This is a genomic window from Saccharopolyspora elongata (assembly GCF_004348985.1).
Classification (GTDB): Bacteria; Actinomycetota; Actinomycetes; order Mycobacteriales; family Pseudonocardiaceae; genus Saccharopolyspora; species Saccharopolyspora elongata.
Genome location: NZ_SMKW01000008.1, coordinates 87,374 through 108,789, shown reverse-complemented (window position 1 = coordinate 108,789; position 21,416 = coordinate 87,374). Strand labels below are relative to the sequence as shown.

The following is a 21,416-nucleotide window of genomic DNA, read 5'->3' as shown; positions in this document are numbered from 1 at the left end:
CCCGGCAGGCGCGGGATCGCGAGCACTTCGCATCACCGCAGCGGCTGTTCGGGGTGGCGGTAGGCGGGCTTGCGCCGTTGAAGCGGCGAAGCCGTTCGGGGGTCGCGCGGTCGGGTTGGGGCGGCGTTTTCGCGCGAAAACGGCGCGCCCGCGACCTGCACCGCCGCGATCAGGATTCCGGCGGGGTCCAGCGGTCGGTCCGGGCCATGCCCGCCGCGCGACCCTTGCCCGAGATCACCAGGGCCATCTTCCGGGACGCCTCGTCGATCATCTCGTCGCCCAGCATCGCCGCGCCGCGCTTCCCGCCGGCCGCCGAGGTGTGCCACTCGTAGGCGTCCAGGATGTTCTCGGCGTGGTCGTAATCCTCCTGCCGCGGCGAGAAGAGCTCGTTGACCGCGTCCACCTGCGCCGGATGCAGCACCCACTTGCCGTCGAAGCCCAGCGCCGCCGACCTGCCGCCCACCGCGCGCAGCCCGTCGACGTCCTTGATCTGCAGGTACGGCCCGTCGATCGCCTGCACCCCGGCCGCGCGGGCCGCGACCAGGATGCGCATCAGGATGTAGTGGTAGGCGTCGCCGACGTCGTAGCCGGGCGGCTGGTGGCCGACGACCAGCGACCGCATGTTGATCGACGCCATGAAGTCGGCAGGCCCGTAGACCAGCGCCGTCACCCGCGGCGAGGCGGCGGCGATCGCGTCCACCTCGACCAGGCCGCGGGCGTCCTCGATCTGCGGCTCGATGCCGATCCGGCCGGCCTCCAGCCCGGTGGCGCGCTCGATCTGCGTCAGCGTCAGGTCCAGCCAGCGCACGTGCTCCGGGGTGCTCACCTTCGGCAGGATGATCGAGTCGAGCTCGGCGCCCGCGCCCTCCACGACGGTCACGACGTCCCGGTAGGTCCACTCGGTGTCCAGCGCGTTGACCCGCACCGAGCGGATCTTCTCGCCCCAGCCGCCCTCGTTCAGCGCGCCGACGATCCGGTCCCGCGCCTCGGCCTTCGCCAGCGGAGCGACGGCGTCCTCGAGGTCCAGGAAGAACTGGTCGGCGGCCAGCCCGCGCGCCTTGTCGATCATCTTCGCGCTGGAGCCCGGCACCGCCAGGCAGCTCCGCCGGGCACGTCGACCGTCCACGTTGTCCTCCTCTGGCCTCGCGAGTCGTTGCGTGTGTACCACGCACCCCGCCGCCGGAACCGGACAAGTGCCCGGCGGCACAGGGCCGATCTTCGGGCGGCGGGCGACCGGAAGAGTGCATAGCCTGAGCCACGTGGCAGCCGCGACCAGGGTTTTCGCGGCCCGGATGGCCGGCTTGTCGGTGTTCGGGCCGGACGGCGAATCGATCGGCCGGGTGCGCGACGTCGTCGCCGGGCTCAGCGTCCGGCGGCAGCCGCCGCGCGTCCTCGGCCTGGTCGTCGAGCTGCCCACCCGGCGCCGGATCTTCGTGCCCATGCTGCGGGTCACCCGGATCGAGCCGAGCGCGGTGACGCTGGCGACCGGCACGGTGAACCTGCGGCACTTCCACCAGCGCCCCAACGAGCTCCTGGTGCTCGGCCAGCTGCTGGACGCCCGGGTCGTCATCGACTCCACCCACGCGCCCGCGGTCCTGGTGGACGTCGCGATGGAGCAGATCCGCACCCGCGACTGGCAGCTGGCCAAGCTCGCGGTCCGGGAGCGCACCGGGCGGCTCGGCCGGCGCGGCCCGACGCAGGTGCTGGACTGGGGCCAGGTCACCGGGCTGGCCGTCGCGGAGCTGACCGGCAAGCCGCAGGGCGTGCAGCAGCTGCTCGCCATGTTCGACACGATGCGCGCCGTCGACGTCGCGAGCACCCTGCACGAGCTGCCGACCAAGCGCCGCTACGAGGTGGCCGAGGCGCTGGACGACGAGCGGCTCGCCGACGTCGTCGAGGAACTGCCCGAGGAAGACCAGAAGGACCTGCTGGAACACCTGGACGACGAGCGCGCGGCCGACGTGCTGGAGGCGATGAACCCGGACGACGCCGCCGACCTGCTCGCCGAACTGTCCGAAGTGGACAAGGAACGGCTGCTCGGACTCATGGCACCGGAGGAATCCGCACCGGTCAAGCGGCTGATGGCGTACTCGTCCGACACCGCGGGCGGCCTGATGACGCCGGAGCCGATCGTGGTCGGGCCGGACGCGACCATCGCCGAGGCGCTGGCGATGGCGCGCAACCCCGACCTGCCGGTGGCGCTGGCCAGCCTGGTGTTCGTCTGTCGCCCGCCGTCGGCCACGCCGACCGGCCGCTACCTGGGCTGCGTGCACATCCAGCGGCTGCTCCGCGAACCACCGTCGACCCTGGTCGCCGGCGCGCTGGACACCGACCTGGCGAGCCTCCCGGCCAGCGCGTCGCTGACCGACGTCACCCGCTACTTCGCCGCCTACAACCTGGTGTGCGGGCCGGTGCTGGACGACGAGGAACACCTCATCGGCGCGGTCACCGTCGACGACGTGCTCGACCACCTGCTGCCGGAGAACTGGCGGGAGAGCGGGCTTCCCGAACCGGAGCCCGGCCCCACCGACCGGCCGACGAACCGGGAGGCGCACTGATGCCCGAACTGCTGACCCGCCGCCGACTCGACCAGCCCCGCCCGCCGCACCGGTTGGCGGTCTCGTTCGACCCGGAGCTCTTCGGGCAGATCTCGGAGCGGATCGCCCGGTTCCTCGGCACCGGCAAGTTCCTGTTCTGGATGACGTTGCTCGTGATCGCCTGGATCGCGGTGAACCTGTTCGCGGTCGGCCTGCAGTGGGACCCGTACCCGTTCATCCTGCTCAACCTGGCCTTCTCCACCCAGGCCTCGTACGCCGCGCCGCTGATCCTGCTCGCGCAGAACCGCCAGGACGACCGGGACCGGGTCTCGCTGGAGGAAGACCGGGCGCGAGCGGCCCAGACCAAGGCGGACACGGACTACCTGGCCCGCGAGCTCGCCGCGCTGCGCCTGGCGGTCGGTGAGGTCGCCACCCGCGACTACCTGCGCAGCGAACTGGACCGGCTCCGCGAAGAACTCCCGGGCCTGCAGAGCGAGGCGGAAAAGCGCCGAGCCCGCACGACCGCTGGAGACCCGAAGGACGCCTGACGCTCGGGATTTCCCAATTTTAGGCAAAATCGGGAACCAGCCCACCCGCGGAGGAGCGCCCAATTTTAGGCAAAATCGGGACTCCCACCGGGATCAGGCCGGGTCGAGGTCGGCGAAGAGGGCGACGATCGCCGGGGCCGTGACCTCGTGGGCCGCGTACTCCTCGCGGGTGCACCAGGCGAGCTCCGCGATCTCGGCCGCCGGCTCCGGGGCACCGTCCAGCTCGCCCGTGTAGCAGATGAGCTCGACCTGCACCCCGTCTCCCTGCCCGACCGCGTCGGTGACGTAGCGGCCGAGGAAGCCCGCCCCCACCAGGCCGACGCCGAGCTCCTCCCGCACCTCCCGGTGCAGCGCCTGCACCTCGGTCTCGCCCGGGTCGATCTTGCCGCCGGGCAGGTAGAACGCGGCCTGGTAGTCGGCGCGGACCAGCAGCAACCGCCGGTCCACGAACCGCACCAGGCCGACCGCGCGGATCAGCCGTTCGGGAGCCGTGGAGTTCGCATCGTGCACGCCCTCATGCTTGCGCACGCTGCCCCGGCGGCGACGGCACACCCCCGTCGGCCAGCCGCTCGCAGGTGCGCATCAGCGCCTCCAGCTCCCCCGCGGTGGCGGACAGGAAGTACCGCGCCACACCGGTGCGATGCGTCGACGCCGCCAGCTGCAACCGCGCTTCGCCACGTTCGGTGATCACGGCCTGGACCCCGCGCCCGTCCGAATCGACCCGGACGCGGCGCACCAGCCCGAGCCGTTCGAGGCGGTCCACGAGCCTGGTCACGCCGGAGCGCGACAGCAGCACGACTTCCGCGAGTTCGGTCATCCGGAGCCGCTGCTCCGGGGCTTCTGCCAGCGCTTCGAGGACATCGTAGGCGGCGAGCGTGAGCCGTTGCTCGGCGATCAGGTCGCCCTCCAGGCAGCGCGTGACCCTGGCGTGCGCGCGGAGGAAACTGCGGTACGCCAACAATTCACTTCGAGTCGGTAATCGATCAAGAGCCGTCTCGGCCACGAAGATTGATATTACGGAACGCGTTCGCCTGACTGCGCAGCGCCCCCGAACAAGAATCGCGTTCTGTCCCGCTCGCCCCACTGACCAGCGCGATGCCACGGCCCGCAGCCCTGTCCGCACCGGGCTACCGGTCCGTAGCATGGGATTGCCAACGACGCGGTGTGAGAGTCTTCGAGGCTGGCGCCCCGCGAAGCGACCACCGACCACGTCCGCAACTCCAGCTTGCCGAGGTAACCGTGACCAGTACGCAGTCCGCGCCCACCGAGGACGCCGTTCGGAAGGCCCTCAGCCAGGTCGAGGACCCGGAGATCCGCCGGCCGATCACCGACCTGGGCATGGTCAAGAGCGTGTCCATCGGCCCCGACGGCGATGTTGCGGTCGAGGTGTACCTGACGGTCCAGGGCTGCCCGATGCGGGAAACGATCACGCAGCGGGTGACCGATGCCGTGTCCGCCGTCGAAGGCGTCGCCTCGGTGCGGGTCGAGCTCGACGTGATGAGCGACGAGCAGCGCACCGAGCTGCGCAAGATGCTCCGCGGCAGCGCCGAGGAACCGCGCATCCCGTTCGCCGAGCCCGGCTCGATGACGCGCGTCTACTGCGTGGCGTCCGGCAAGGGCGGGGTCGGCAAGTCCAGCGTGACGGTCAACCTCGCGGCCGCGATGGCCAAGCGCGGCCTGTCGGTCGGCGTGGTCGACGCCGACATCTACGGCCACTCGGTGCCGCGGATGCTGGGCGCGGGCGGCAAGCCCACCCAGGTGGAGAAGATGATCATGCCGCCGCAGGCGCACGGCGTGAAGGTCATCTCCATCGGCATGTTCACCCCCGGCAACACCCCGGTGGTCTGGCGCGGGCCGATGCTGCACCGCGCGCTGCAGCAGTTCCTGTCCGACGTCTTCTGGGGCGACCTGGACGTCCTGCTGCTCGACCTGCCGCCCGGCACGGGCGACGTGGCGCTGTCCACCGCCCAGCTCATCCCGAACGCGGAGATCCTGGTCGTCACCACCCCGCAGCAGGCCGCGGCCGAGGTCGCGGAGCGGGCCGGTGCGATCGCCATGCAGACGCGGCAGCGGCTGGCCGGCGTGGTGGAGAACATGTCCTGGATGGAGCTGCCGGACGGCCAGCGGATGGAGGTCTTCGGCTCCGGCGGCGGCCAGCTGGTCGCGGAGTCGCTGAGCCGCTCGATCGGCTCGGACGTGCCGCTGCTCGGCCAGGTGCCGCTGGACCCGCGCCTGCGCGAATCCGGCGACAACGGCACCCCGCTGGTCCTGGAAGCCCCCGACTCGCCCGCGGCGGTGGTCCTCAACGACATCGCCAAGCGCCTGTCCACCCGGGCCCGAGGCCTCGCGGGCAAGCTCCTCTCGGTCTCCCCCGCCTGACGCACCGGCCGACGTCGTTCCGCAATTTCAATGGAAATCGAAGATCCGATTTCCATTGAAATTGCGGATCATCACCCCATCGGGGGTACTCCGGTCGAGAGGGCCGACACCTGGGCCGACATCTCGAGAGGCGGGCGGCCAGGACCGGGCGGAAGCGGGTGTCCGGGGTCAGGCGCGTTTGGCGACCGCGAGCAGGCCCGGGCCTGTGGGGAGCGTGACCGGGACCAGGTTCTCGTCGGTCTGGATGGCCCGGACCAGGTCGCGCAGCGCCAGGGCCAGCGCGCTCCGGGCGTCCGGGCTGGCCAGCTGGACACCCGCGAACACGATCACGCCGCCCGGGCGCAGCAGGCGGACGCCGAGCTCCAGGTACCTGGGGTAGTCCGTAGTCGCGATGCCCACCGACACCAGGTCGTAGCCGCCCTCCGTGAGCCGCGGCATCAGGTCGATCGCGCGCCCGGCGATCAACCGCGTCCGGCCGGTCGGCACGCCCGCCTCCCGCAGCGTCGCGCGCGCCGTCCGCTGCGCGGCCGCATCCGCATCGATCGACGTCAGCACGCCGTCCGGCATCATTCCCTGGAGCAGCCACAGCGCGCTCTCGCCCGAGCCGGTGCCGACCTCCACGACGGCCTTGGCCCGCAACGCCGCCGCCAGGAAGCGCAGCACGTGCAGCGACGACGCCCCGACCGAGGTGTCCGTCGGCGCGCCGGATCGCACCTGGTTCCGGCCCACGGGCCCGGCACCCACCGGCGTCTCGGGTATCACAACGCGAAAGGTTATCGACGTTGCCCGGCGCCGTGACCCGGGCGGCCGACATCGTTAGGGGGCCGTTTCCGGCGGGCCGGCGGTGCGACCCGCATCACGTCAGGTTCTCAGCCTGTTCTCAGGCGTCTTTAATCGCTACCTCACCAGCGCATACGAGAGTAGACACGTCATAACCAACACCCATCGGCGTCTCCTTGACGACACCGCCGGGAACAACGGAGGCGACATGCTCGTTCTTGGAGATGCAACCGCACAGGAGGTGGCTTCTCGCCCAATGGCAACACAGCCGATGAGTGTGGCCCCTAGTGTCCAACAGAGCACCGTCTCGCCCGCCGCGGAAGAGGTCAACTGGACCCCTCCGACGTGGGACGAGGTGGTCCGGCAGCACGCAGACCGGGTCTACCGGTTGGCGTACCGCCTGACCGGCAACCAGCACGACGCGGAGGACCTGACCCAGGAGACCTTCATCCGGGTGTTCCGGTCGCTGGCGTCGTACAAGCCGGGAACGTTCGAGGGCTGGCTGCACCGGATCACCACGAACCTGTTCCTCGACATGGCCCGCCGCAGGTCCCGCCTGCGCATGGAGGGCCTGCCCGAGGACACCGACCGGTTGCCCGGCGGTGGCCCGAGCCCTGAACAGGTCTTCAACGACACCCACCTCGACCCCGACCTGCAGGCGGCGCTGGACGAACTGCCGCCGGAGTTCCGGGCGGCGGTGGTGCTCTGCGACGTCGAGGGGCTCTCCTACGAGGAGATCGGTGCCACCTTGGGCGTGAAGCTGGGTACTGTGCGTAGCAGGATTCACCGCGGGCGCCAGATGTTGAAGGCCACCTTGGAAGCTCGCCGCGAGCATGCCCGGGAGGTTTGACGAATGACGGTTTTGCGTGGGTGGGGGCTGCCGGAGCAGCACCTCGCGCTGGACGCGATCGTCGCGTTGGTGGACGGCGAGCTGAGCCCGAGCGCCCATGATCGCGCCGTCTCCCACCTGGCCCACTGCCCAGCGTGCACCGCGGACGCCGCCGCCCAGCGGCAGGCCCGCGCCGCGGTTCGGGCGGCCGGCACGCCGTCGATCTCGCCGAAGTTCCTGCAAGCACTGCAGGCCATCCCGGCGCACGCAGAACTGCCCAGCCAGCCGGACGGCCTCGCGCTGACCGAGGACGGCCAGCTGGTCGCCGTGACCCGCCCGGCCCGCGCGAAGCGGTTCGGCGACGGAGCGGCGCTCGGATCCTCGCGGCCGCTCGGCGGCAGCCAGCAACCCCTCGGCAGCGTGCCCCCTTTTGCCGGTGATGCCGCGACGGCGCCTGCACGGCGGGTCGGCCGCCGAACCCGGCAGGGGGCCGGCGTGGTGTTCTCCGGCTTGGTACTGGGCGCGCTCGCGCTGATGAACCTGCCGACCGACGACGAGGGCCAGCCGGTACCGGGCGTGCCGAGCCCGCTGCCCGGCGGCGCGTTCACCAACGCCGTGATCCCGGCGTCGGCTCGCGAGGACCTGCCCGGCGACCCGTCCCCCAGCCAGCAGCCCTCGTCCGAGGCTCCCGTTCCGAGCACGTCGGCGAGCGCGCCGCCGGGGAACTGATCCGGCCGGGACGACTTCGCCCGCTCCCACACGAACTTCACCCGTCGCCCGGCAAAATGGGCACGCCGGCGGTGCGTCCACATGCCGGTGGCACGGGCTCCTCGCCCGTGTGATCCACTCGAACGGACGAGTTCCGACCGCATGCCCGGGGAGCGATGAGCGACCAGCCAGGAACGCCCGCACAGGGCCCCGACGCCGACCAGCAGCGCCGGGATCAGCCCGAAGCAGGCCAGCAGGGTCCCAACGGACGGCCAGCCGAACCCGTGCATCCGTGGCAGGGCGCGGCCAGCCCCGCCCGCGGAGTGTCGGCCGCGGCGGACCGCCCCATGCGAAACGGCCAGGCATCCCCGCCCCGCCTCGCACCGCGCCCGCTGCAGCGCCCCGCCGTCGACCCGTCGCAGAGCTCGACGTTCGGCCGCCCGAAGGGCGTGACCGGCAGCTTCGACCCGAACCGGCGCGACGTCCCGACGCGCGGCATCGAGCAGGGTCCGCCCCCGCCGGAAGCGCTGTCCAAGGCGTTCGGCCGTCCGCGGGCCAGCAGCGAGAAGCTCCAGCGCGCGCCCGGCGAGCAGCCGATGTCGCCCGAGCCGGCCGAGGAGCCGGCGCTGTGGAACTCCGGCGAGAGCGACCCGTGGCGCAACCCCGCCGCAGGCGCGGTGATCGGTCCACCTGCACTCGGTGAGGAGCAGGAGGAGAAGCCCGAGAGCACCGAAACCGGCCCGCTGCTCAGCGCCCGCGAAGTCCTGTTCGGCCGCCGGGTGCACCCGCGCGCGCTCGTGATCCTCGCCGTGGTCGCGCTGCTCATCGGGCTGGCCGGCGGGCTGCTCGGCCGGATCACCGCCGAGGAGGGCAATCCGCTCACCAACCCCGACGTCACCCTGGCCGAGGTGGAGCAGGGCAAGGACCGGCCGAAGGGCACCGTCGCCGCGGTGGCGCAGCGCGTGGTCCCCGCCGTCGTGTCGATCGAGGTGCGCGTCGGCGCGCAGGGCGGCAGCGGCTCCGGTGTCGTCATCGACGGCAACGGCTACGTGGTCACCAACAACCACGTCATCTCGATGGCCGCCGACACCCCGGGCGCGCTGGTCTCCACGGTCTTCCACGACGGCACCCGGGTGCCCGCCCGGATCGTCGGCCGCGACGTCAAGACCGACCTGGCGGTGATCAAGGTCGAGGTGTCCAACCCGACGGTCGCCCAGCTCGGCCGTTCCGACGAGCTGGCGGTCGGCGACGAGGTGATCGCCATCGGCTCGCCGCTAGGCCTGGCGGGCACCGTGACCACCGGCATCGTCAGCTCGGTGCACCGCCCGATGCGGCTGGCCGGCGAGGGCACCGACACCAACGCGGTCATCGACGCGATCCAGACCGACGCCGCCATCAACCCCGGCAACTCCGGCGGCGCCCTGGTCGACGGCAACGGCGCGGTGGTCGGCATCAACAGCGCGATCCGGACGCTCGGGGCCGGCGGCGAAGGCGGCTCGATCGGGCTGGGCTTCGCGATCCCGATCGACGACGTCCGGCGCATCGCCGAGGAGCTGATCCGAACCGGCAACGTGCAGCACGCCGATCTCGGCGTCAACGCCAAGTCGGTCAGCGACGGGCTCGCCGACGGCGCCCAGGTGCAGAACGTGCAGGACGGCAGCGCCGCGGCGGCGGCCGGGATCGCCGAGGGCGACGTGATCATCCGGGTCGGCGAGCGCAAGGTGGCCGGCGCCGACGAGCTGATCGTGGCCGTCGACCGGCACCAGGTCGGCGAGCGGGTGCCGGTCACCGTGGTGCGGCAGGGCCGCGAGCTGGTGCTCGACGTGACCCTGCGGTGAACGGCGGGTTCCGCCTGGTCCGGCCGGGCGGGAAGTTTCGCGGTTTTGCCAGCGGCACGACGGCCCCCGGGGACGGGCTTCGCCAGGCATGGTGGTCGTGAGCACTTTGGGCTGCTATCGCGATCCAAAGTACTCACGACCTCGGTGACCAGCGGAAACCGCGAACCGCGGCACCCCGGGAATGCCATCCCGCCGCAAGGGCCGCACCGCTTGCGGTGCGGCGAGCCGAACGAGCAGCTAACAGTTCGTGAAGGCGGCGTGCTGGGCCAGTTCGCCCTCCTGCCCGGATCACCCGGTCGGTACCCTGGGGATGCGTTGGCAGCGCGCGGTGCTGGTCCGCGAGCCGTGGAGGACCCGGAGGTAGTCGAGAGGTGTTCGAAAGCGTCGGCTGGCTCGAGATCCTGGTCCTCGTCGTGGCCGGGCTGTTCATCCTCGGCCCGGAGCGCCTGCCGCAAGGCGCGGCGTGGCTGGGCCGGACCGTCCGCCAGGTCAAGGAGTACGCGACCGGAGCCCGCGAGCAGATCAAGTCCGAGCTCGGCCCGGAGTTCGACGAGCTGCGCAAACCGCTGGAAGACCTGCGCGGCATCCGCAACTTCAACCCGCGCACGGCCGTGACCAAGCACCTCTTCGACGGGGAGAACCCGCTCGACGGCCTCAACGGCAACGGCAGCAACGGGCACCAGGCGAAGCCGGCCGACCCGCCCAAGCCCGAGCAGCGCCCGCTCGCGCCGGGCGAGCGCCCGCCGTACGACTCCGACGCGACCTGATCAGACCTCGACCGCGACGCGCTTGGGCGCCGTGCGGACGAGCCACGCCCCCGCCGCCGCCACCGCCAGCCAGCAGCACAGCAGGACCGTCATTCCGGACCAGCCCCACGAGCCGTAGGCCGCGCCGCCCAGCACTCCGCCCACGCTGCTGCCGCCGTAGTAGGCGAACTGGTACAGCGCGGACGCCTGCCCGCGGGCCGATGCCGATGCCCGCGCCCCGACCCATCCGCTCGCCACCGAGTGCGCGGCGAAGAACCCGCCGGTGAACACGACCAGGCCCACCACGATCACGGGCAGGCTGTCGGCGAGCATCAGCAGCAGGCCCAGCGCAGTCACCGCCAAGCCGGCGAGCAGCACCTGGATGCGTCCCCAGCGATCGGCGGCGCGACCGGCGAGCGTGGAGGTGACCGTTCCCGCGGCGTAGGCGAGGAACGCGAGCGCTGCGAGCGCCGGCGGCACCAGCAGCGGCGGTGCGGCGAGGCGGAAGCCGAGCACGTTGTAGACGGTGACGAAGGCGCCCATGCCGAGCGCGGCGACCAGGTACGGCGCGAAGAGCACCGGGTCGCTGAGCGCGGCGCGCAGGCCGCCGAGCAGCGGGCGCCAGCGCAGCGGTTGCCGCTGGTGATTGCGTTCGGCCGGCAGCAGCACCACGAACAGCACCGTGCACACCCCGGCGAGCACAGCCACCGCCAGCAGTCCGCCGTGCCAGCCGGCGAAATCACCGATCACGCCGCCCAGCAGCCGGCCACCCATGCCGCCGATGGTGGTGCCCGCGACGTAGAGCCCCATCGTCGTGCCCAACTGCTCGCCGCCGGTCTCGTCGGCCAGGTATGCGGCCGCGACCGCGGCCAGGCCGGCGATCGCCGCACCCTGCACCAGGCGAACGGCCACGAGCACCGGGAAGAACGGCACCCACGGCAGCAGCAAGCCCAGGACCTCGGCGGTCAGCAAGGCCGCGATCATCGTGCGGCGACGGCCGACCGCTTCCGACAGCGTGCCGAGCGGGATCGCCGCGACGGCCAGCCCGAGCGTGCTCGCCGAGATGAGCAGCGCCGCCGTGCCCGGGTTCAGCGCGAAGACCTCGGCAAGCTGTGGCAGCACCGGCTGCGGCGCGTAGAGCAGCGCGAACATCGCCAGCGCGCCGAGCAGCAGGGCGATGCGGATCTTGCGGATGCGGGCCGGGTCGACTGCGTTCACGTGCTCGAACGTAAGTAGCCCTGACTAATGCGTCCAATGCCGGAATGCCGCATGATTGATGCGGTGGTGAATGAATCAGCCGAGCCGGACGACGCGTCGCAGCTAGCGGCCCACCTAGCCCCGTCGCTCGCGCTGCTGCGCGCGGTCGCGGCCGAGGGCCATCTCACACGAGCAGCGGAGTCCCTGGGCGTCCCGCAGCCGACGGTCAGCCGCGCGCTGGCCAAGCTGGGCGATCGACTCGGCACGCCGGTGATCGTGCGGCAGGGTCGCGGCATCCACCTGACCCGCGCCGGAGCCCTGCTCGCGGCGGCTGCCGACGACGCGATGCGCGGGCTGGAGGCCGGCTGCCGGGCCGTGATCGAGGAGATCGACCCCGACCGGGGCCAGGTGACGTTCGGGTTCCAGCACACGATGGGCAGCACGCTGGTGCCGCCGCTGCTGCGCGAGTTCCGCGATGTGCACCCGCACGTGCGGTTCGGGCTCGTGCAGGGGCCGCGCAACAGCATGCTCGCGCGCGCCTGGTCGGGCGAGATCGACCTCTGCGTCGTCTCGCCGCTGCCGGAGCACGATCCTCATTGGGAAACTGCACCGCTCCGGGACGAACCGCTGGTCGCGGTGCTTTTCGCGCGGCACCGGCTGGCCCGGCGCCGCAGGCTGCGGCTGGCCGAACTCGCCGGGGACGACTTCGTGGCGACCCGCCCCGGCTACGGACTCCGGCAGATCTTCGCGGGCCTGGCCGAACGCGCCGGTTTCGAGCCGCGACTGGCCTTCGAGAGCGAGGAGGTCGACACGGTGCGCGGGCTGGTCGCCGCCGGGCTCGGCGTGGCGCTGCTGCCGCCGGGCGACAACGGCCCGGCGCCGGGCACGGTCGAGGTGCCGCTGGATCCACCGGCGCACCGCACGATCGGCCTGGCCTGGCCGGCGGGCCGGGCGCTTCCGCCGGCGGTCCGCACCTTCCGCGACTTCACCCTGCGCAATTTCAATGGAAATCGAAGGTCCGATTTCCATTGAAATTGCGGAAGTAGTCCACAGCCGTCGGTGTGTCGTGGCCCGACACGCCGAACCACTCCCCGAAGAGATCACTCCAAAGAGATCCTCTGAGGAGATCACTTCGAGGGCATCGTCCGAGGGATCAGTTCGAGAAGCTTGCTGCGAGGGCGACGAGGCTTCGGGCCGCGAAGCCGGTGCCTCCCGACACCACCTCCGCGTAGTCCTTGTCCGCCCGGGCCGGGCCCGCGATGTCCAGGTGCGCCCACGGCAGGCCGCCCGTGAACTCGCGCAGGAACAGCGCCGCCGTGATGCCGCCGGGGCCCGGCGGCGTCTGCTTCACGTCCGCGAGCCGGCCCTTGACGTCTTCCGCGTGGTCCTCCAGCAGCGGCATCCGCCACCAGGCCTCGCCGACCCGCTGCCCGGCCTCGCGGACGCGATCGGCCAGCTCGCCGTCGGTGGCGAACAGCCCGCCGGTGCGCAGGCCCAGGGCGACCTTCATCGCGCCGGTCAGCGTCGCGACGTCCACCAGCAGGTCCGGCTCCAGCCGGTCCACCGCGTAGGCGAGGGCGTCGGCGAGCACCATGCGGCCCTCGGCGTCGGTGTTGCCGACCTCCGTCGTGGTGCCGCCGTAGTGCCGGACGATGTCGCCGGGCCGGTAGGCGCTGCCGGACACGTGGTTCTCCGCCGACGGCACCAGGCCGGTCACCCGGACCGGCAGCTCCAGCCGGGCGATGGTCAGCAGCGCGCCGATCACCGCCGCGCCGCCGGACATGTCGGTGCGCATCAGGTGCATGCCCTCGGCGGGCTTGATCGAGATGCCGCCGGTGTCGAAGGTGATGCCCTTGCCGATCAGCACCAGGTGCGGGCCCTCGACGTCCTTCGGCCGGTAGGTCAGCTCCAGCAGCCGGGGCGGCCGCGACGAACCGCCGCCGACCGCGAGGATCCCGCCGAAACCGTTGTCCGCCAGCCACTTCTCGTCCCGCACCACGGCGGTCAGGTCCGGCACGTCGGCGGCCAGCTCGGCGGCGACGCCGGTGAACCAGGCCGGGTCCTTGATGTTCGAGGGAGCGTTGGCGAGATCGCGGGCCAGCGCGGTGGCCGCCGCCAGCTCGCGGGTGCGCCGGACCTGCTCGCCCAGCGCCGCCACGTCGGCGCCTTCCGGCGCCACCAGCAAGACCTTCCGCAGGCGCGGCGGCGTCGGCTTGACGGTCACCCGGAACCGGTAGCCGCCCAGCGCCAAGCCCAGCGTCAGCGCCGAAACCGCTTCGCCGTCGACGTCGTCCGGCAGCCGGATCTGGAGGTAGTCCGCGTCGGAGGCGTCCCCGAGGTCGCCGACCTCGTCGTCGGACTCCGCCGCCTGGTCCAGCCTCGCGCGCAGCGCGCGTGCGAGCGCCGCCCCGGCGCTGCGCCACTTCACCGGCTCGCCCGAGCCGACACCCACGACCCAGCCGACGCCACCCGACGGCAGGGGCAGCGCGCGGACGTCACCGGCCGACGAGGAAGCGCCTACGGCCTGCAGCACCGCGATGTCCACATCGAACGGTTCGGCCGCCGCCGCCAGGTCCGGGCCCGACTCGCCGTCGAAGACCGCGACCGCGCCCGGCACGCCGTCCCGCCACTGCCGCACGACGTCCACTTCGACCAGTGACGTCGGGATGGCGGGCAGCGCCGGGTCCGCGTCGCGGACCGGCTGGGCGGAGCGGAACACTGAAGAACCGGACACGAGAAGACCTTCCTGCACGGCTGGCCGCGCGCATTCGACTGCCTGCCCCCGAAACGGCGGAGCCGTAACGAGTTCAACGACAGCTGTAGAAGTTACCGTCCTCGCACGTCCGGTCACGATGCGCGCCCGAACGAAGACCCCGGACGATCACGGGGGCGGGGCGAGGACTTGCCTGCCATCGACGACGGCCCCGGTGCCGCCCATGGCACCGGGGCCCGACCGCGGCGAAGAAGCTCGCCACTCGTCGTCGACTCGATTGCGTTGTCGCCTCGGGCGTTGGGGCAGCGCCGCTACCCCGACCGCCGGCCGGCAGCCTCAGCCGGTGGCCGACTCCAGGGCGTCGCCCAGGTTCTTGGCCTCCTCGACCGACATCTCGACGACGAGCCGCCCACCACCCTCAAGCGGGACGCGCATCACGATGCCGCGTCCCTCCTTAGTCACCTCGAGGGGACCGTCACCGGTCCGGGGCTTCATGGCCGCCATAGCGTGCTCCCTCCGTGAACTCTTCCCCCGCTGGTCGCCACAACCAGCTCGGGTCCTCCCCCATTCTCCCCCATCCCGAGGCGGGGACGAAACCGAACCGATCAACTCGTGTCGCCCGTGCGCTGGTCGAATGCCCGCGAGGGCTGGCAGACTCACGTCCTGTGCGGGCTGTTCCGGTGCATTCCGGCGCGACCGTCGGCGCCTCTGGGCCGACGGTCCGCGCCCGGCGCCGGACCGGCCCCCGCGGCGCTCGACCACTACCCGGGCGACCAGCCACAACACTGTCTACTCGGGACTTCGCGCGACCCCCGGAGTCCACTTTGGAAAGTCGAGCGACGATCTCGCGTCCCGCCACAACGGACCGCAGGAAGAGGAGTGCGAAGTGACCGACGTGCTGCTGACCGAGGACACCGCAGGTGTGCGCCTGCTCACGCTGAACCGGCCCGAGTCGTTCAACTCGTTCGACGTCGAGCTCAAGCAGGCCCTGATCACAGCGCTGCGGGAGGCCGCCGCCGACGACTCGGTGCGCGCGCTGGTGATCACCGGCGCGGGGAAGGCGTTCTGCGCTGGCCAGGACCTCAAGGAGCACGTCGCGCTGCTGAACTCCGGAGACCCGGCGCCGCTGAACACGGTCGAAGAGCACTACAACCCGATCATCCGCGCCGTGACGAGCATGCCGAAGCCGGTGATCGCCGCGGTCAACGGCACCGCCGCCGGGGCGGGCGCGTCGCTGGCCTACGCGTGCGATCTGCGGGTGGCCGCGGCGAACGCGAAGTTCCTGATGGCCTTCGCCAACGTCGGGCTGTCGACGGACTCCGGCGCGTCGTGGACGCTGCCGAGGCTGATCGGCTACGGCCGGGCAATGGAACTGCTGCTGCTGGCCGAGCCGGTGGCCGCCGAGGAGGCGCTGCGGATCGGCATGGTGAACCGGGTCGTCGACGCCGGTGAAGCCGTCGCGGCGGCCACCGAGCTGGCCAAGCGGATGGCGGCCGGGCCGACCAGCGCCTACGCCCGGATCAAGGAGGCGATGCTGGCGGCGGCCGCCGAAGGCCTGGCCGAGGCGCTCGCCGTGGAGGCGGGGGCGCAGGCTGAGGCCGGGGCGACGGCCGACCACCGGGAGGCCGTCGCGGCGTTCGTCGAGAAGCGAACCCCCCACTTCACCGGCCACTGAGGCACCCCTGGGTCGTGAGTGTTCTGGACTGCTACAGCGCTCCACAACACTCACGACCCGTGACCAGCAGAAACGTCAGCCGGCGGGCGGCAAGGGCCGGTGGCCTGCACAGCGCGCAGCACGTCGTGGGGCCGAGGTACGCGACGGCCTCGGCACCGGGATCAGCCGGTTTCCCCGCCGCCCGAATAGCCGCGGCAGAACGCCGCGAAAGCAGTCAGCGACCGGCGCATGCCCCAGACGAAGGCCGGCCGCACCACCGGCCAGACCAGCGCGCCGCCGGGCGGCAGCACCAGCCGTTCCCACCACAGGAACGTCGACGCCGCGTTGCCGCACCGGACCACGTCGAACCCGCCGTCGCCGACGATCAGCCGCCCGCGGTGGCGCACCCGGCAGGTCTGCGGCGGCCGCCATTCGACGATCTCCATCCGGTCCACTACGCCGAACCCGCGGAAGCCGGTGACCGCCACCAACTGCGCGCCGGGCCCGTCGGGGCCGCCGAGCGCGTGCACCTCGGTGCCCAGCATCCACTCGCCCTGCCGCGCCCAGTCCGTCGCCGCCGCCCACACCACCTCAGGCGGCGCCTCGACCGGCACGCTCAGCCGCAGCTCGACCGGGCGCACTGGTCAGCCCTCCGGCTCGTCGGGGTGCCCGGCCCGGGCCTCCTGCAGCTGCTCGCCCGCGGCGTCGAGCTGCCGCTCCAGGACCGCGATCCGGCCGTGCAGTTCGTCGAGTTCCCCGGCGAGGCGCTCCAGCGCCCAGTCCACCTCCGACGCCTTGTAGCCGCGGAGGACCTGCTGGAACCGCAACGCGCGCACGTCGGCACCCTCGATGTCGGCCGGGGGCAGGCGGGTCGGGGTCGAGCCCGGCGGCAGCGGCGCGAGCTGCTCGCCGCGGCCGAAGACCAGCGAAGCCAGCAGGTAGGCCACCGCAGCGACCGCGAGCACCACGAACAGGTAGATGAGCGCACTAGCCACGGTCGTCAATCGTGGCACGAACGGCGAACCGCCGCGGCCACGGTCAGGTCTTGGCGGGCGCGGCCTCGAGCACGCCCTCGATCGCGGAGGTGAACTCACGCCAGGCGCGGCGCTCGTTCTGCAGGGTCTGCACGCCGGTCTGGGTCAGGCGGTAGGTGCGGCGCTGCCGCCCGCCGACGGTGCTCCAGGTGCTCTGCACGTAGCCGGCGCGCTCCAGTCTGCGCAGCGCCGGATATACCGTCCCGGTGGGCAGATCGAGGGCGCCGCCGCTGCGTTCCTGCAGCGCCTCGATGATCGCGTAACCATGCAAGGCCCTGCCGTCGAGCGTGGCCAGCAGAAGGGCGTCCAGGTGGCCGCGGAGCGCATCAGCCTTCACAAGTAGCGACTCTACGGTCATTTGCGACCACTGTCACCGACCTTGCGCAAGAGGACCTAGGTCCTTTCGCGATCCGGACTCCGAATGACGTCCATCACAGTGCGCCGTTCGGGTGGCGCAAACCCGAAAATCCGTTGACAGCACTCGATTCCCGCCACACTGCGAAGTCGGACGTACCGGGCGAGCGATCAGGAGCCGATTGCCGTGTCCAACGACAGCGCCCAGGAAACCACCGGTGCTTCGCGACTCGACGCCGAGACGACCTTCGCCCCGCGGCAGCAGGCCCTCGACCAACTCCGCTCGTACCTCGCGATGCTCGTCGACGTGATCGACCAGCACCCGGAGGCGAGCATGGAACGGGACGAGGCGCAGTGGCGGCTGGAGGAGCTCGTCGACGAGCTGGCCAGGACGCCGCCGAGCCCGCCGCGCGTCCAGTCCCGGTGGCTGCGGCTGGTCCCGGTGCTCCGGGAGGTCCGCCCGGACGTGCCGATCGCGACCCTCACCCAGCTGCTCAAGCAGGCCGTCGGCGACCGCTGAACCGCTCACCGCCTCGTGCCGGTTCTTACCGGATCGAGCGCTCACGAAGCCTCAGGCGAAGGCGCGGAGGACCTGGTCCGGCGGGTGGGTGCCCGCGATGGCCGCGACCATCTCGACCGTCCGGCGGGTCTCCAGCACGTGGTGCGCCCGGAAGATCCGGGCGCCGCCCCAGGCCGCGATCGCGGTGGCCGCCAGCGTGCCCTCCAGGCGCTCCGTCACCTCCGCGCCCAGCGTCTCGCCGATGAAGTCCTTGTTGGACAACGCCATCAGCACCGGCCAACCGGTGGCCACCAGCTCCCCGACCCGCCGCAGCAGCGCCAGGCCGTGCCAGGTGTTCTTGCCGAAGTCGTGGGTCGGGTCGATCAGCACGCCGTGCGCGGGCACCCCGAGCCGCACCATCCGCTCGGCCCGCTCGACGAGTTCGGCCGTCACCTCGGCGACCACGTCGGCGTAGCGGGGCCGGTACGGGTCGGTGCGCGGCGGCAGGCCGCCGGTGTGCGAGCACACCACGCCGACGCCGAACTCGGCCGCCACCTCGGCGAGCAGCGGATCGGCGCCCGCCCAGGTGTCGTTGAGCAGGTCCGCCCCGGCCTCGCACACCTGCCGGGCCACGTCGTGCCGCCAGGTGTCGACGCTGATCACCAGGTCCGGGTGGCGCTCCCGGACCGCGGCGACAAACGGCACCACCCGTTCGATCTCCTCGGCGGCGTCCACCGTCTCGCCCTGCGCCCCGGCGCGGACCCCGCCGATGTCGATGATGTCCGCGCCGTCGGCGACGGCCCGGTCCACGGCGGCGGTGGCCGCATCGGCGGCGAAGGTCCGCCCCCGGTCGAAGAACGAGTCGCGGGTGCGGTTGACGATCGCCATCACCAACGGTCGGTCCTGGGGCATGTCCTTGTCGCGGAACCGGAGAGCCTGCACAACCCCAGATCCTGGCACGCCACCGGCCGTGGGATATACACGGACCGGCTTGCTCGGCGGAACCTCAGGCACCCAGTTCCCGGCTCGCGGCGCAGGCGTCGAGCGCCTCGTCGACGTCGGTGGCCACGGTGAGCGTGTCCAGCGAGTGCCGGGTGGCGAATCCGGTGTCCACCAGGCCGTGCAGCCAGTCCAGCAGGCCGCTGTAGTGGCCGTCCGGGTCGAGCAGCACGACCGGCTTGGCGTGCATGCCGATGTAGCGGGCGGTCCAGATCTCGAACAGCTCCTCGCAGGTGCCGATGCCGCCGGGCAGCGCGAGGAACGCCGTCGCGTGCGCGTCCATCAGGCCCTTGCGCTCCCGCATCGTGTCCACGACCAGCAGCTCGTCGGCATCGGTGTCGGCGACCTCGAGGTCCACCAGGGCGCGCGGGATGACGCCGATGGTCCGGCCGCCGCCGGCCCGCGTCGCCCGGGCGACCTCGCCCATCATCGACACGCGCCCGCCGCCGGAGACCAGCGACCAGCCGCGCTTGGCGATCTTGGTGCCCACCTCCGCCGCCAGGTCCAGGTGTTGCTGCGGCACCGGCCGCGACGCGCAGTAGACGCAGACGGCGACGTCCACAGTGGTCTCCTCGGGCTCAACGCTGCTCAATGAGTGGCCTCCCACGCCTCGTACGCCTCCTGCACGATGCTGACCGCGTCGTCGATGTCGTCGGTGAGGTGCAGCAGCGCGAGGTCCTTGTCCCCGATCTTGCCCGCGGCGTGCATGCTGTCGCGGATCCAGTCGTACAGGCCCTGCCAGTAGGACTTGCCGAACAGCACCACCGGGAACTTGGTGACCTTCTTGGTCTGCACCAGGGTCAGCGACTCGAACAGCTCGTCCATGGTGCCGAAGCCGCCGGGCAGGCAGACGAACGCCTGCGCGTACTTGATGAACATCGTCTTGCGGACGAAGAAGTAGCGGAAGTTGACGCCCAGGTCCACCCACGGGTTGAGGCCCTGCTCGAACGGCAGCTCGATGCCCAGCCCGATGGACAGCCCGCCGGCCTCCGACGCGCCGCGGTTGACGGCCTCCATCGCGCCCGGGCCGCCGCCGGTGATCACCGCGCAACCGATCTCCGCCAGCGCTGCGCCGAGCTCGACGCCGGTGGCGTACTCCGGGTGCTCCCGCGGCGTGCGCGCCGAACCGAACACGGTGACCGCGCGCGGCACCTCGGCGAGCGCGCCGAAGCCCTCCACGAACTCGGACTGGATGCGCATCACCCGCCACGGATCGGTGTGCACCCAGTCCGACGGGCCGCGCGAGTCCAGCAGCCGCTGGTCGGTGGTGGTGGGTTCGCGCAGCCTCGATCGGCGCAGCACCACGGGTCCGCGTTGCTTCTCCTGGGGGCGCTCCGCACCGTTCGGCTCACCCCACGGGCCTTCGATCGTCATGTGGTCGAGAGTACGCACGGACCCTCGGCCGCCGACGCCTGCCCGGCCACCGCGCCGAGCGGGGAAATGCCTGTTCACGAGGGATTCACACGAGCGTGCGGCGGCGTACGATACGAAGAAAAGATCTAGTGGTGCCGGCGATGCCGGCCGTGCACACCACGCAGATCACCCGATCTACGCAGGCGCCGGAGACGGGTCGCCGGGCAAGGCCAGAAGTCGAGCCCGGGAGCCAGCCATGCTCATCGAACTGCTGATCCTCATCATCGCCCTGGGTGTTGTCTACGTCGCCGCGAGCGTCAAGGTCATCAAGCAGTACGAGCGCGGCGTGGTGTTCCGCTTCGGCCGCCTGCAGCAGCTGACCCGCGGGCCCGGGCTGACCACGATCGTCCCGGCGGTGGACCGGATGCGGAAGGTCAACCTTCAGATCGTCACCATGCCGGTGCCCGCCCAGGAGGGCATCACCCGAGACAACGTGACCGTCCGGGTGGACGCGGTGGTGTACTTCCGCGTCGAGGACCCGGCGCGCGCCATCGTCAACGTCGAGGACTACCTGTTCGCCGTCGGCCAGGTCGCGCAGACCTCGCTGCGGTCGATCATCGGCAAGAGCGACCTGGACGACCTGCTGTCCAACCGCGAACGGCTCAACCAGGGCCTGGAGCTGATGATCGACAGCCCGGCGCTGGGCTGGGGCGTGCACATCGACCGGGTGGAGATCAAGGACGTCTCGCTGCCGGAATCCATGAAGCGCTCGATCGCCCGCCAGGCCGAAGCCGAACGCGAGCGGCGTTCGCGAGTCATCTCGGCGGACGGCGAGTTCCAGGCGTCCCGCAAGCTCGCCGACGCGGCCCGCGTCATGGCCGACACCCCGGCCGCGCTCCAGCTCCGCCTGCTGGAAACGGTCGTCGAGGTGGCGGCGGAGAAGAACTCGACCCTGGTGCTGCCGTTCCCGGTCGAACTCCTCCAGTTCGTCGACAACGCGAAGCGCATCGCCGCGACGGGCGAAGCCCCGAGCGCGGAGCCGGCGGAGCTCACCGACGCTGAGAGCGAAGCGGCGGAGCTCACCGACACGGAGCGCGAAGCAGCGGAGCTCCCCGCAGCGGAGCCGCCGGCGGCGGAGCTGCCGCGGCAACGCGAGGGCACGGCCGCCGACGGCAGGAGGCGGCGCGACGCGGAGCGCTCGGAGAGCGCGGACAGCGACGAGGAGTCGATGCTGGGCATCGCCTGACC

Annotated in this window: 24 protein-coding genes; 11 read left to right on the top strand and 13 right to left on the bottom strand. The window is 71.9% G+C overall.

Annotation, left to right across the window (positions count from 1 at the left end; genetic code table 11):
• Positions 1-169: 169 nt before the first annotated feature.
• Entirely contained in the window at positions 170-1,126 is a 957-nt protein-coding gene (locus tag E1288_RS09050; protein WP_132483208.1) for an HpcH/HpaI aldolase/citrate lyase family protein, read from the bottom strand.
• A 133-nt stretch (positions 1,127-1,259) separates the two neighbouring features.
• Here E1288_RS09050 and E1288_RS09045 point away from each other — a divergent pair, with 133 nt between their 5' ends.
• Entirely contained in the window at positions 1,260-2,558 is a 1,299-nt protein-coding gene (locus E1288_RS09045; protein WP_207954260.1) for a magnesium transporter MgtE N-terminal domain-containing protein, read from the top strand.
• On the top strand, positions 2,558-3,085 hold the full coding sequence (locus E1288_RS09040; protein ID WP_132483206.1) for a DUF1003 domain-containing protein: 528 nt from the start codon (positions 2,558-2,560) through the stop codon (positions 3,083-3,085). The genes E1288_RS09045 and E1288_RS09040 overlap by 1 nt, the downstream gene beginning before the upstream one ends.
• 93 nt (positions 3,086-3,178) lie before the next feature.
• Here E1288_RS09040 and E1288_RS09035 read toward each other — a convergent pair whose 3' ends face one another.
• Together E1288_RS09035 and E1288_RS09030 are read right to left on the bottom strand one after the other, a co-directional pair.
• Entirely contained in the window at positions 3,179-3,595 is a 417-nt protein-coding gene (locus E1288_RS09035) for an NUDIX hydrolase (protein ID WP_235883434.1), read from the bottom strand.
• Positions 3,596-3,599: 4 nt separating this feature from the next.
• Complete coding sequence (locus E1288_RS09030) at positions 3,600-4,046, bottom strand: MarR family winged helix-turn-helix transcriptional regulator (protein WP_132483332.1); 447 nt, start codon at positions 4,044-4,046, stop codon at positions 3,600-3,602.
• 278 nt (positions 4,047-4,324) lie between these two features.
• On the opposite strand from E1288_RS09030, the gene E1288_RS09025 reads away from it, so the two are divergent.
• The gene (locus E1288_RS09025; protein WP_132483202.1) at positions 4,325-5,464 is read left to right on the top strand and encodes an Mrp/NBP35 family ATP-binding protein; all 1,140 of its coding nucleotides are present in this window, start codon (positions 4,325-4,327) and stop codon (positions 5,462-5,464) included.
• A 168-nt stretch (positions 5,465-5,632) separates the two neighbouring features.
• Here E1288_RS09025 and E1288_RS09020 read toward each other — a convergent pair whose 3' ends face one another.
• Entirely contained in the window at positions 5,633-6,226 is a 594-nt protein-coding gene (locus E1288_RS09020) for an O-methyltransferase (protein WP_132483200.1), read from the bottom strand.
• Between the two features lie 274 nt (positions 6,227-6,500).
• Here E1288_RS09020 and sigE point away from each other — a divergent pair, with 274 nt between their 5' ends.
• From sigE to tatB, 4 genes are all read left to right on the top strand, one after another.
• Positions 6,501-7,094, top strand: coding sequence for an RNA polymerase sigma factor SigE (gene sigE, locus E1288_RS09015; protein WP_132483198.1), 594 nt, complete (start codon positions 6,501-6,503; stop codon positions 7,092-7,094).
• A gap of 3 nt (positions 7,095-7,097) precedes the next feature.
• The gene (locus E1288_RS09010; RefSeq protein WP_207954259.1) at positions 7,098-7,802 is read left to right on the top strand and encodes a zf-HC2 domain-containing protein; all 705 of its coding nucleotides are present in this window, start codon (positions 7,098-7,100) and stop codon (positions 7,800-7,802) included.
• 155 nt (positions 7,803-7,957) lie between these two features.
• Positions 7,958-9,619, top strand: a complete 1,662-nt coding sequence (locus tag E1288_RS09005; RefSeq protein WP_165968039.1) for a trypsin-like peptidase domain-containing protein — start codon at positions 7,958-7,960, stop codon at positions 9,617-9,619.
• Positions 9,620-9,990: 371 nt separating this feature from the next.
• Positions 9,991-10,386 carry a Sec-independent protein translocase protein TatB gene (tatB, locus tag E1288_RS09000; RefSeq protein WP_132483196.1) on the top strand — a complete coding sequence of 132 codons (396 nt, stop codon included), beginning with the start codon at positions 9,991-9,993 and terminating at the stop codon, positions 10,384-10,386.
• Here tatB and E1288_RS08995 read toward each other — a convergent pair whose 3' ends face one another.
• Positions 10,387-11,583 (bottom strand): MFS transporter, encoded by a 1,197-nt coding sequence (locus E1288_RS08995; protein WP_132483194.1) that lies wholly within the window; start codon positions 11,581-11,583, stop codon positions 10,387-10,389.
• 63 nt (positions 11,584-11,646) lie between these two features.
• Here E1288_RS08995 and E1288_RS08990 point away from each other — a divergent pair, with 63 nt between their 5' ends.
• Entirely contained in the window at positions 11,647-12,594 is a 948-nt protein-coding gene (locus E1288_RS08990) for a LysR substrate-binding domain-containing protein (RefSeq protein WP_132483192.1), read from the top strand.
• Positions 12,595-12,715: 121 nt separating this feature from the next.
• Here E1288_RS08990 and E1288_RS08985 read toward each other — a convergent pair whose 3' ends face one another.
• Positions 12,716-14,296: a leucyl aminopeptidase gene (locus E1288_RS08985; RefSeq protein ID WP_235883432.1), complete on the bottom strand. Its 1,581-nt coding sequence runs from the start codon at positions 14,294-14,296 to the stop codon at positions 12,716-12,718.
• 315 nt (positions 14,297-14,611) lie between these two features.
• Positions 14,612-14,779 (bottom strand): DUF3117 domain-containing protein, encoded by a 168-nt coding sequence (locus tag E1288_RS08980; RefSeq protein WP_009949794.1) that lies wholly within the window; start codon positions 14,777-14,779, stop codon positions 14,612-14,614.
• A gap of 382 nt (positions 14,780-15,161) precedes the next feature.
• On the opposite strand from E1288_RS08980, the gene E1288_RS08975 reads away from it, so the two are divergent.
• Positions 15,162-15,950 carry an enoyl-CoA hydratase-related protein gene (locus E1288_RS08975; protein WP_132483190.1) on the top strand — a complete coding sequence of 263 codons (789 nt, stop codon included), beginning with the start codon at positions 15,162-15,164 and terminating at the stop codon, positions 15,948-15,950.
• A 161-nt stretch (positions 15,951-16,111) separates the two neighbouring features.
• Here the strand turns inward: E1288_RS08975 and E1288_RS08970 are convergent, their stop codons facing one another.
• From E1288_RS08970 to E1288_RS08960, 3 genes are read right to left on the bottom strand one after another with little or no spacing between them, the layout of a single operon-like run.
• Positions 16,112-16,570 carry an SRPBCC family protein gene (locus E1288_RS08970; RefSeq protein ID WP_132483188.1) on the bottom strand — a complete coding sequence of 153 codons (459 nt, stop codon included), beginning with the start codon at positions 16,568-16,570 and terminating at the stop codon, positions 16,112-16,114.
• Positions 16,571-16,573: 3 nt separating this feature from the next.
• Positions 16,574-16,924, bottom strand: a complete 351-nt coding sequence (locus E1288_RS08965; RefSeq protein ID WP_132483186.1) for a DivIVA domain-containing protein — start codon at positions 16,922-16,924, stop codon at positions 16,574-16,576.
• A gap of 43 nt (positions 16,925-16,967) precedes the next feature.
• Positions 16,968-17,300 (bottom strand): PadR family transcriptional regulator, encoded by a 333-nt coding sequence (locus E1288_RS08960; protein WP_093273407.1) that lies wholly within the window; start codon positions 17,298-17,300, stop codon positions 16,968-16,970.
• Between the two features lie 204 nt (positions 17,301-17,504).
• Here E1288_RS08960 and E1288_RS08955 point away from each other — a divergent pair, with 204 nt between their 5' ends.
• On the top strand, positions 17,505-17,837 hold the full coding sequence (locus E1288_RS08955; protein WP_132483184.1) for a hypothetical protein: 333 nt from the start codon (positions 17,505-17,507) through the stop codon (positions 17,835-17,837).
• 51 nt (positions 17,838-17,888) lie between these two features.
• Here E1288_RS08955 and folP read toward each other — a convergent pair whose 3' ends face one another.
• The 3 genes from folP to E1288_RS08940 form a co-directional block, all read right to left on the bottom strand.
• On the bottom strand, positions 17,889-18,728 hold the full coding sequence (gene folP, locus E1288_RS08950) for a dihydropteroate synthase (protein ID WP_207954265.1): 840 nt from the start codon (positions 18,726-18,728) through the stop codon (positions 17,889-17,891).
• A gap of 94 nt (positions 18,729-18,822) precedes the next feature.
• Positions 18,823-19,407, bottom strand: a complete 585-nt coding sequence (locus E1288_RS08945; protein WP_207954257.1) for an LOG family protein — start codon at positions 19,405-19,407, stop codon at positions 18,823-18,825.
• Positions 19,404-20,189 (bottom strand): LOG family protein, encoded by a 786-nt coding sequence (locus tag E1288_RS08940; protein WP_132483180.1) that lies wholly within the window; start codon positions 20,187-20,189, stop codon positions 19,404-19,406. The genes E1288_RS08945 and E1288_RS08940 overlap by 4 nt, the downstream gene beginning before the upstream one ends.
• A 235-nt stretch (positions 20,190-20,424) precedes the next feature.
• Between E1288_RS08940 and E1288_RS08935 the strand changes: the two genes are divergently transcribed.
• A complete protein-coding gene (locus E1288_RS08935; protein ID WP_132483178.1) occupies positions 20,425-21,414 on the top strand; it encodes a slipin family protein in 990 nt (329 codons plus the stop codon).
• Positions 21,415-21,416 lie beyond the last annotated feature (2 nt).

Excerpts from the sequence above, each read along its gene's own strand:
- E1288_RS09040 (WP_132483206.1), top strand. The coding sequence starts at position 2,558 with ATGCCCGAACTGCTGACCCGCCGCCGACTCGACCAGCCCCGCCCGCCG.
- sigE (WP_132483198.1), top strand. The coding sequence starts at position 6,501 with ATGGCAACACAGCCGATGAGTGTGGCCCCTAGTGTCCAACAGAGCACC.
- E1288_RS09010 (WP_207954259.1), top strand. The coding sequence starts at position 7,098 with ATGACGGTTTTGCGTGGGTGGGGGCTGCCGGAGCAGCACCTCGCGCTG.
- E1288_RS09005 (WP_165968039.1), top strand. The coding sequence starts at position 7,958 with ATGAGCGACCAGCCAGGAACGCCCGCACAGGGCCCCGACGCCGACCAG.
- E1288_RS08980 (WP_009949794.1), bottom strand. The coding sequence starts at position 14,779 with ATGGCGGCCATGAAGCCCCGGACCGGTGACGGTCCCCTCGAGGTGACT.
- folP (WP_207954265.1), bottom strand. The coding sequence starts at position 18,728 with ATGCCCCAGGACCGACCGTTGGTGATGGCGATCGTCAACCGCACCCGC.
- E1288_RS08940 (WP_132483180.1), bottom strand. The coding sequence starts at position 20,189 with ATGACGATCGAAGGCCCGTGGGGTGAGCCGAACGGTGCGGAGCGCCCC.
- E1288_RS08935 (WP_132483178.1), top strand. The coding sequence starts at position 20,425 with ATGCTCATCGAACTGCTGATCCTCATCATCGCCCTGGGTGTTGTCTAC.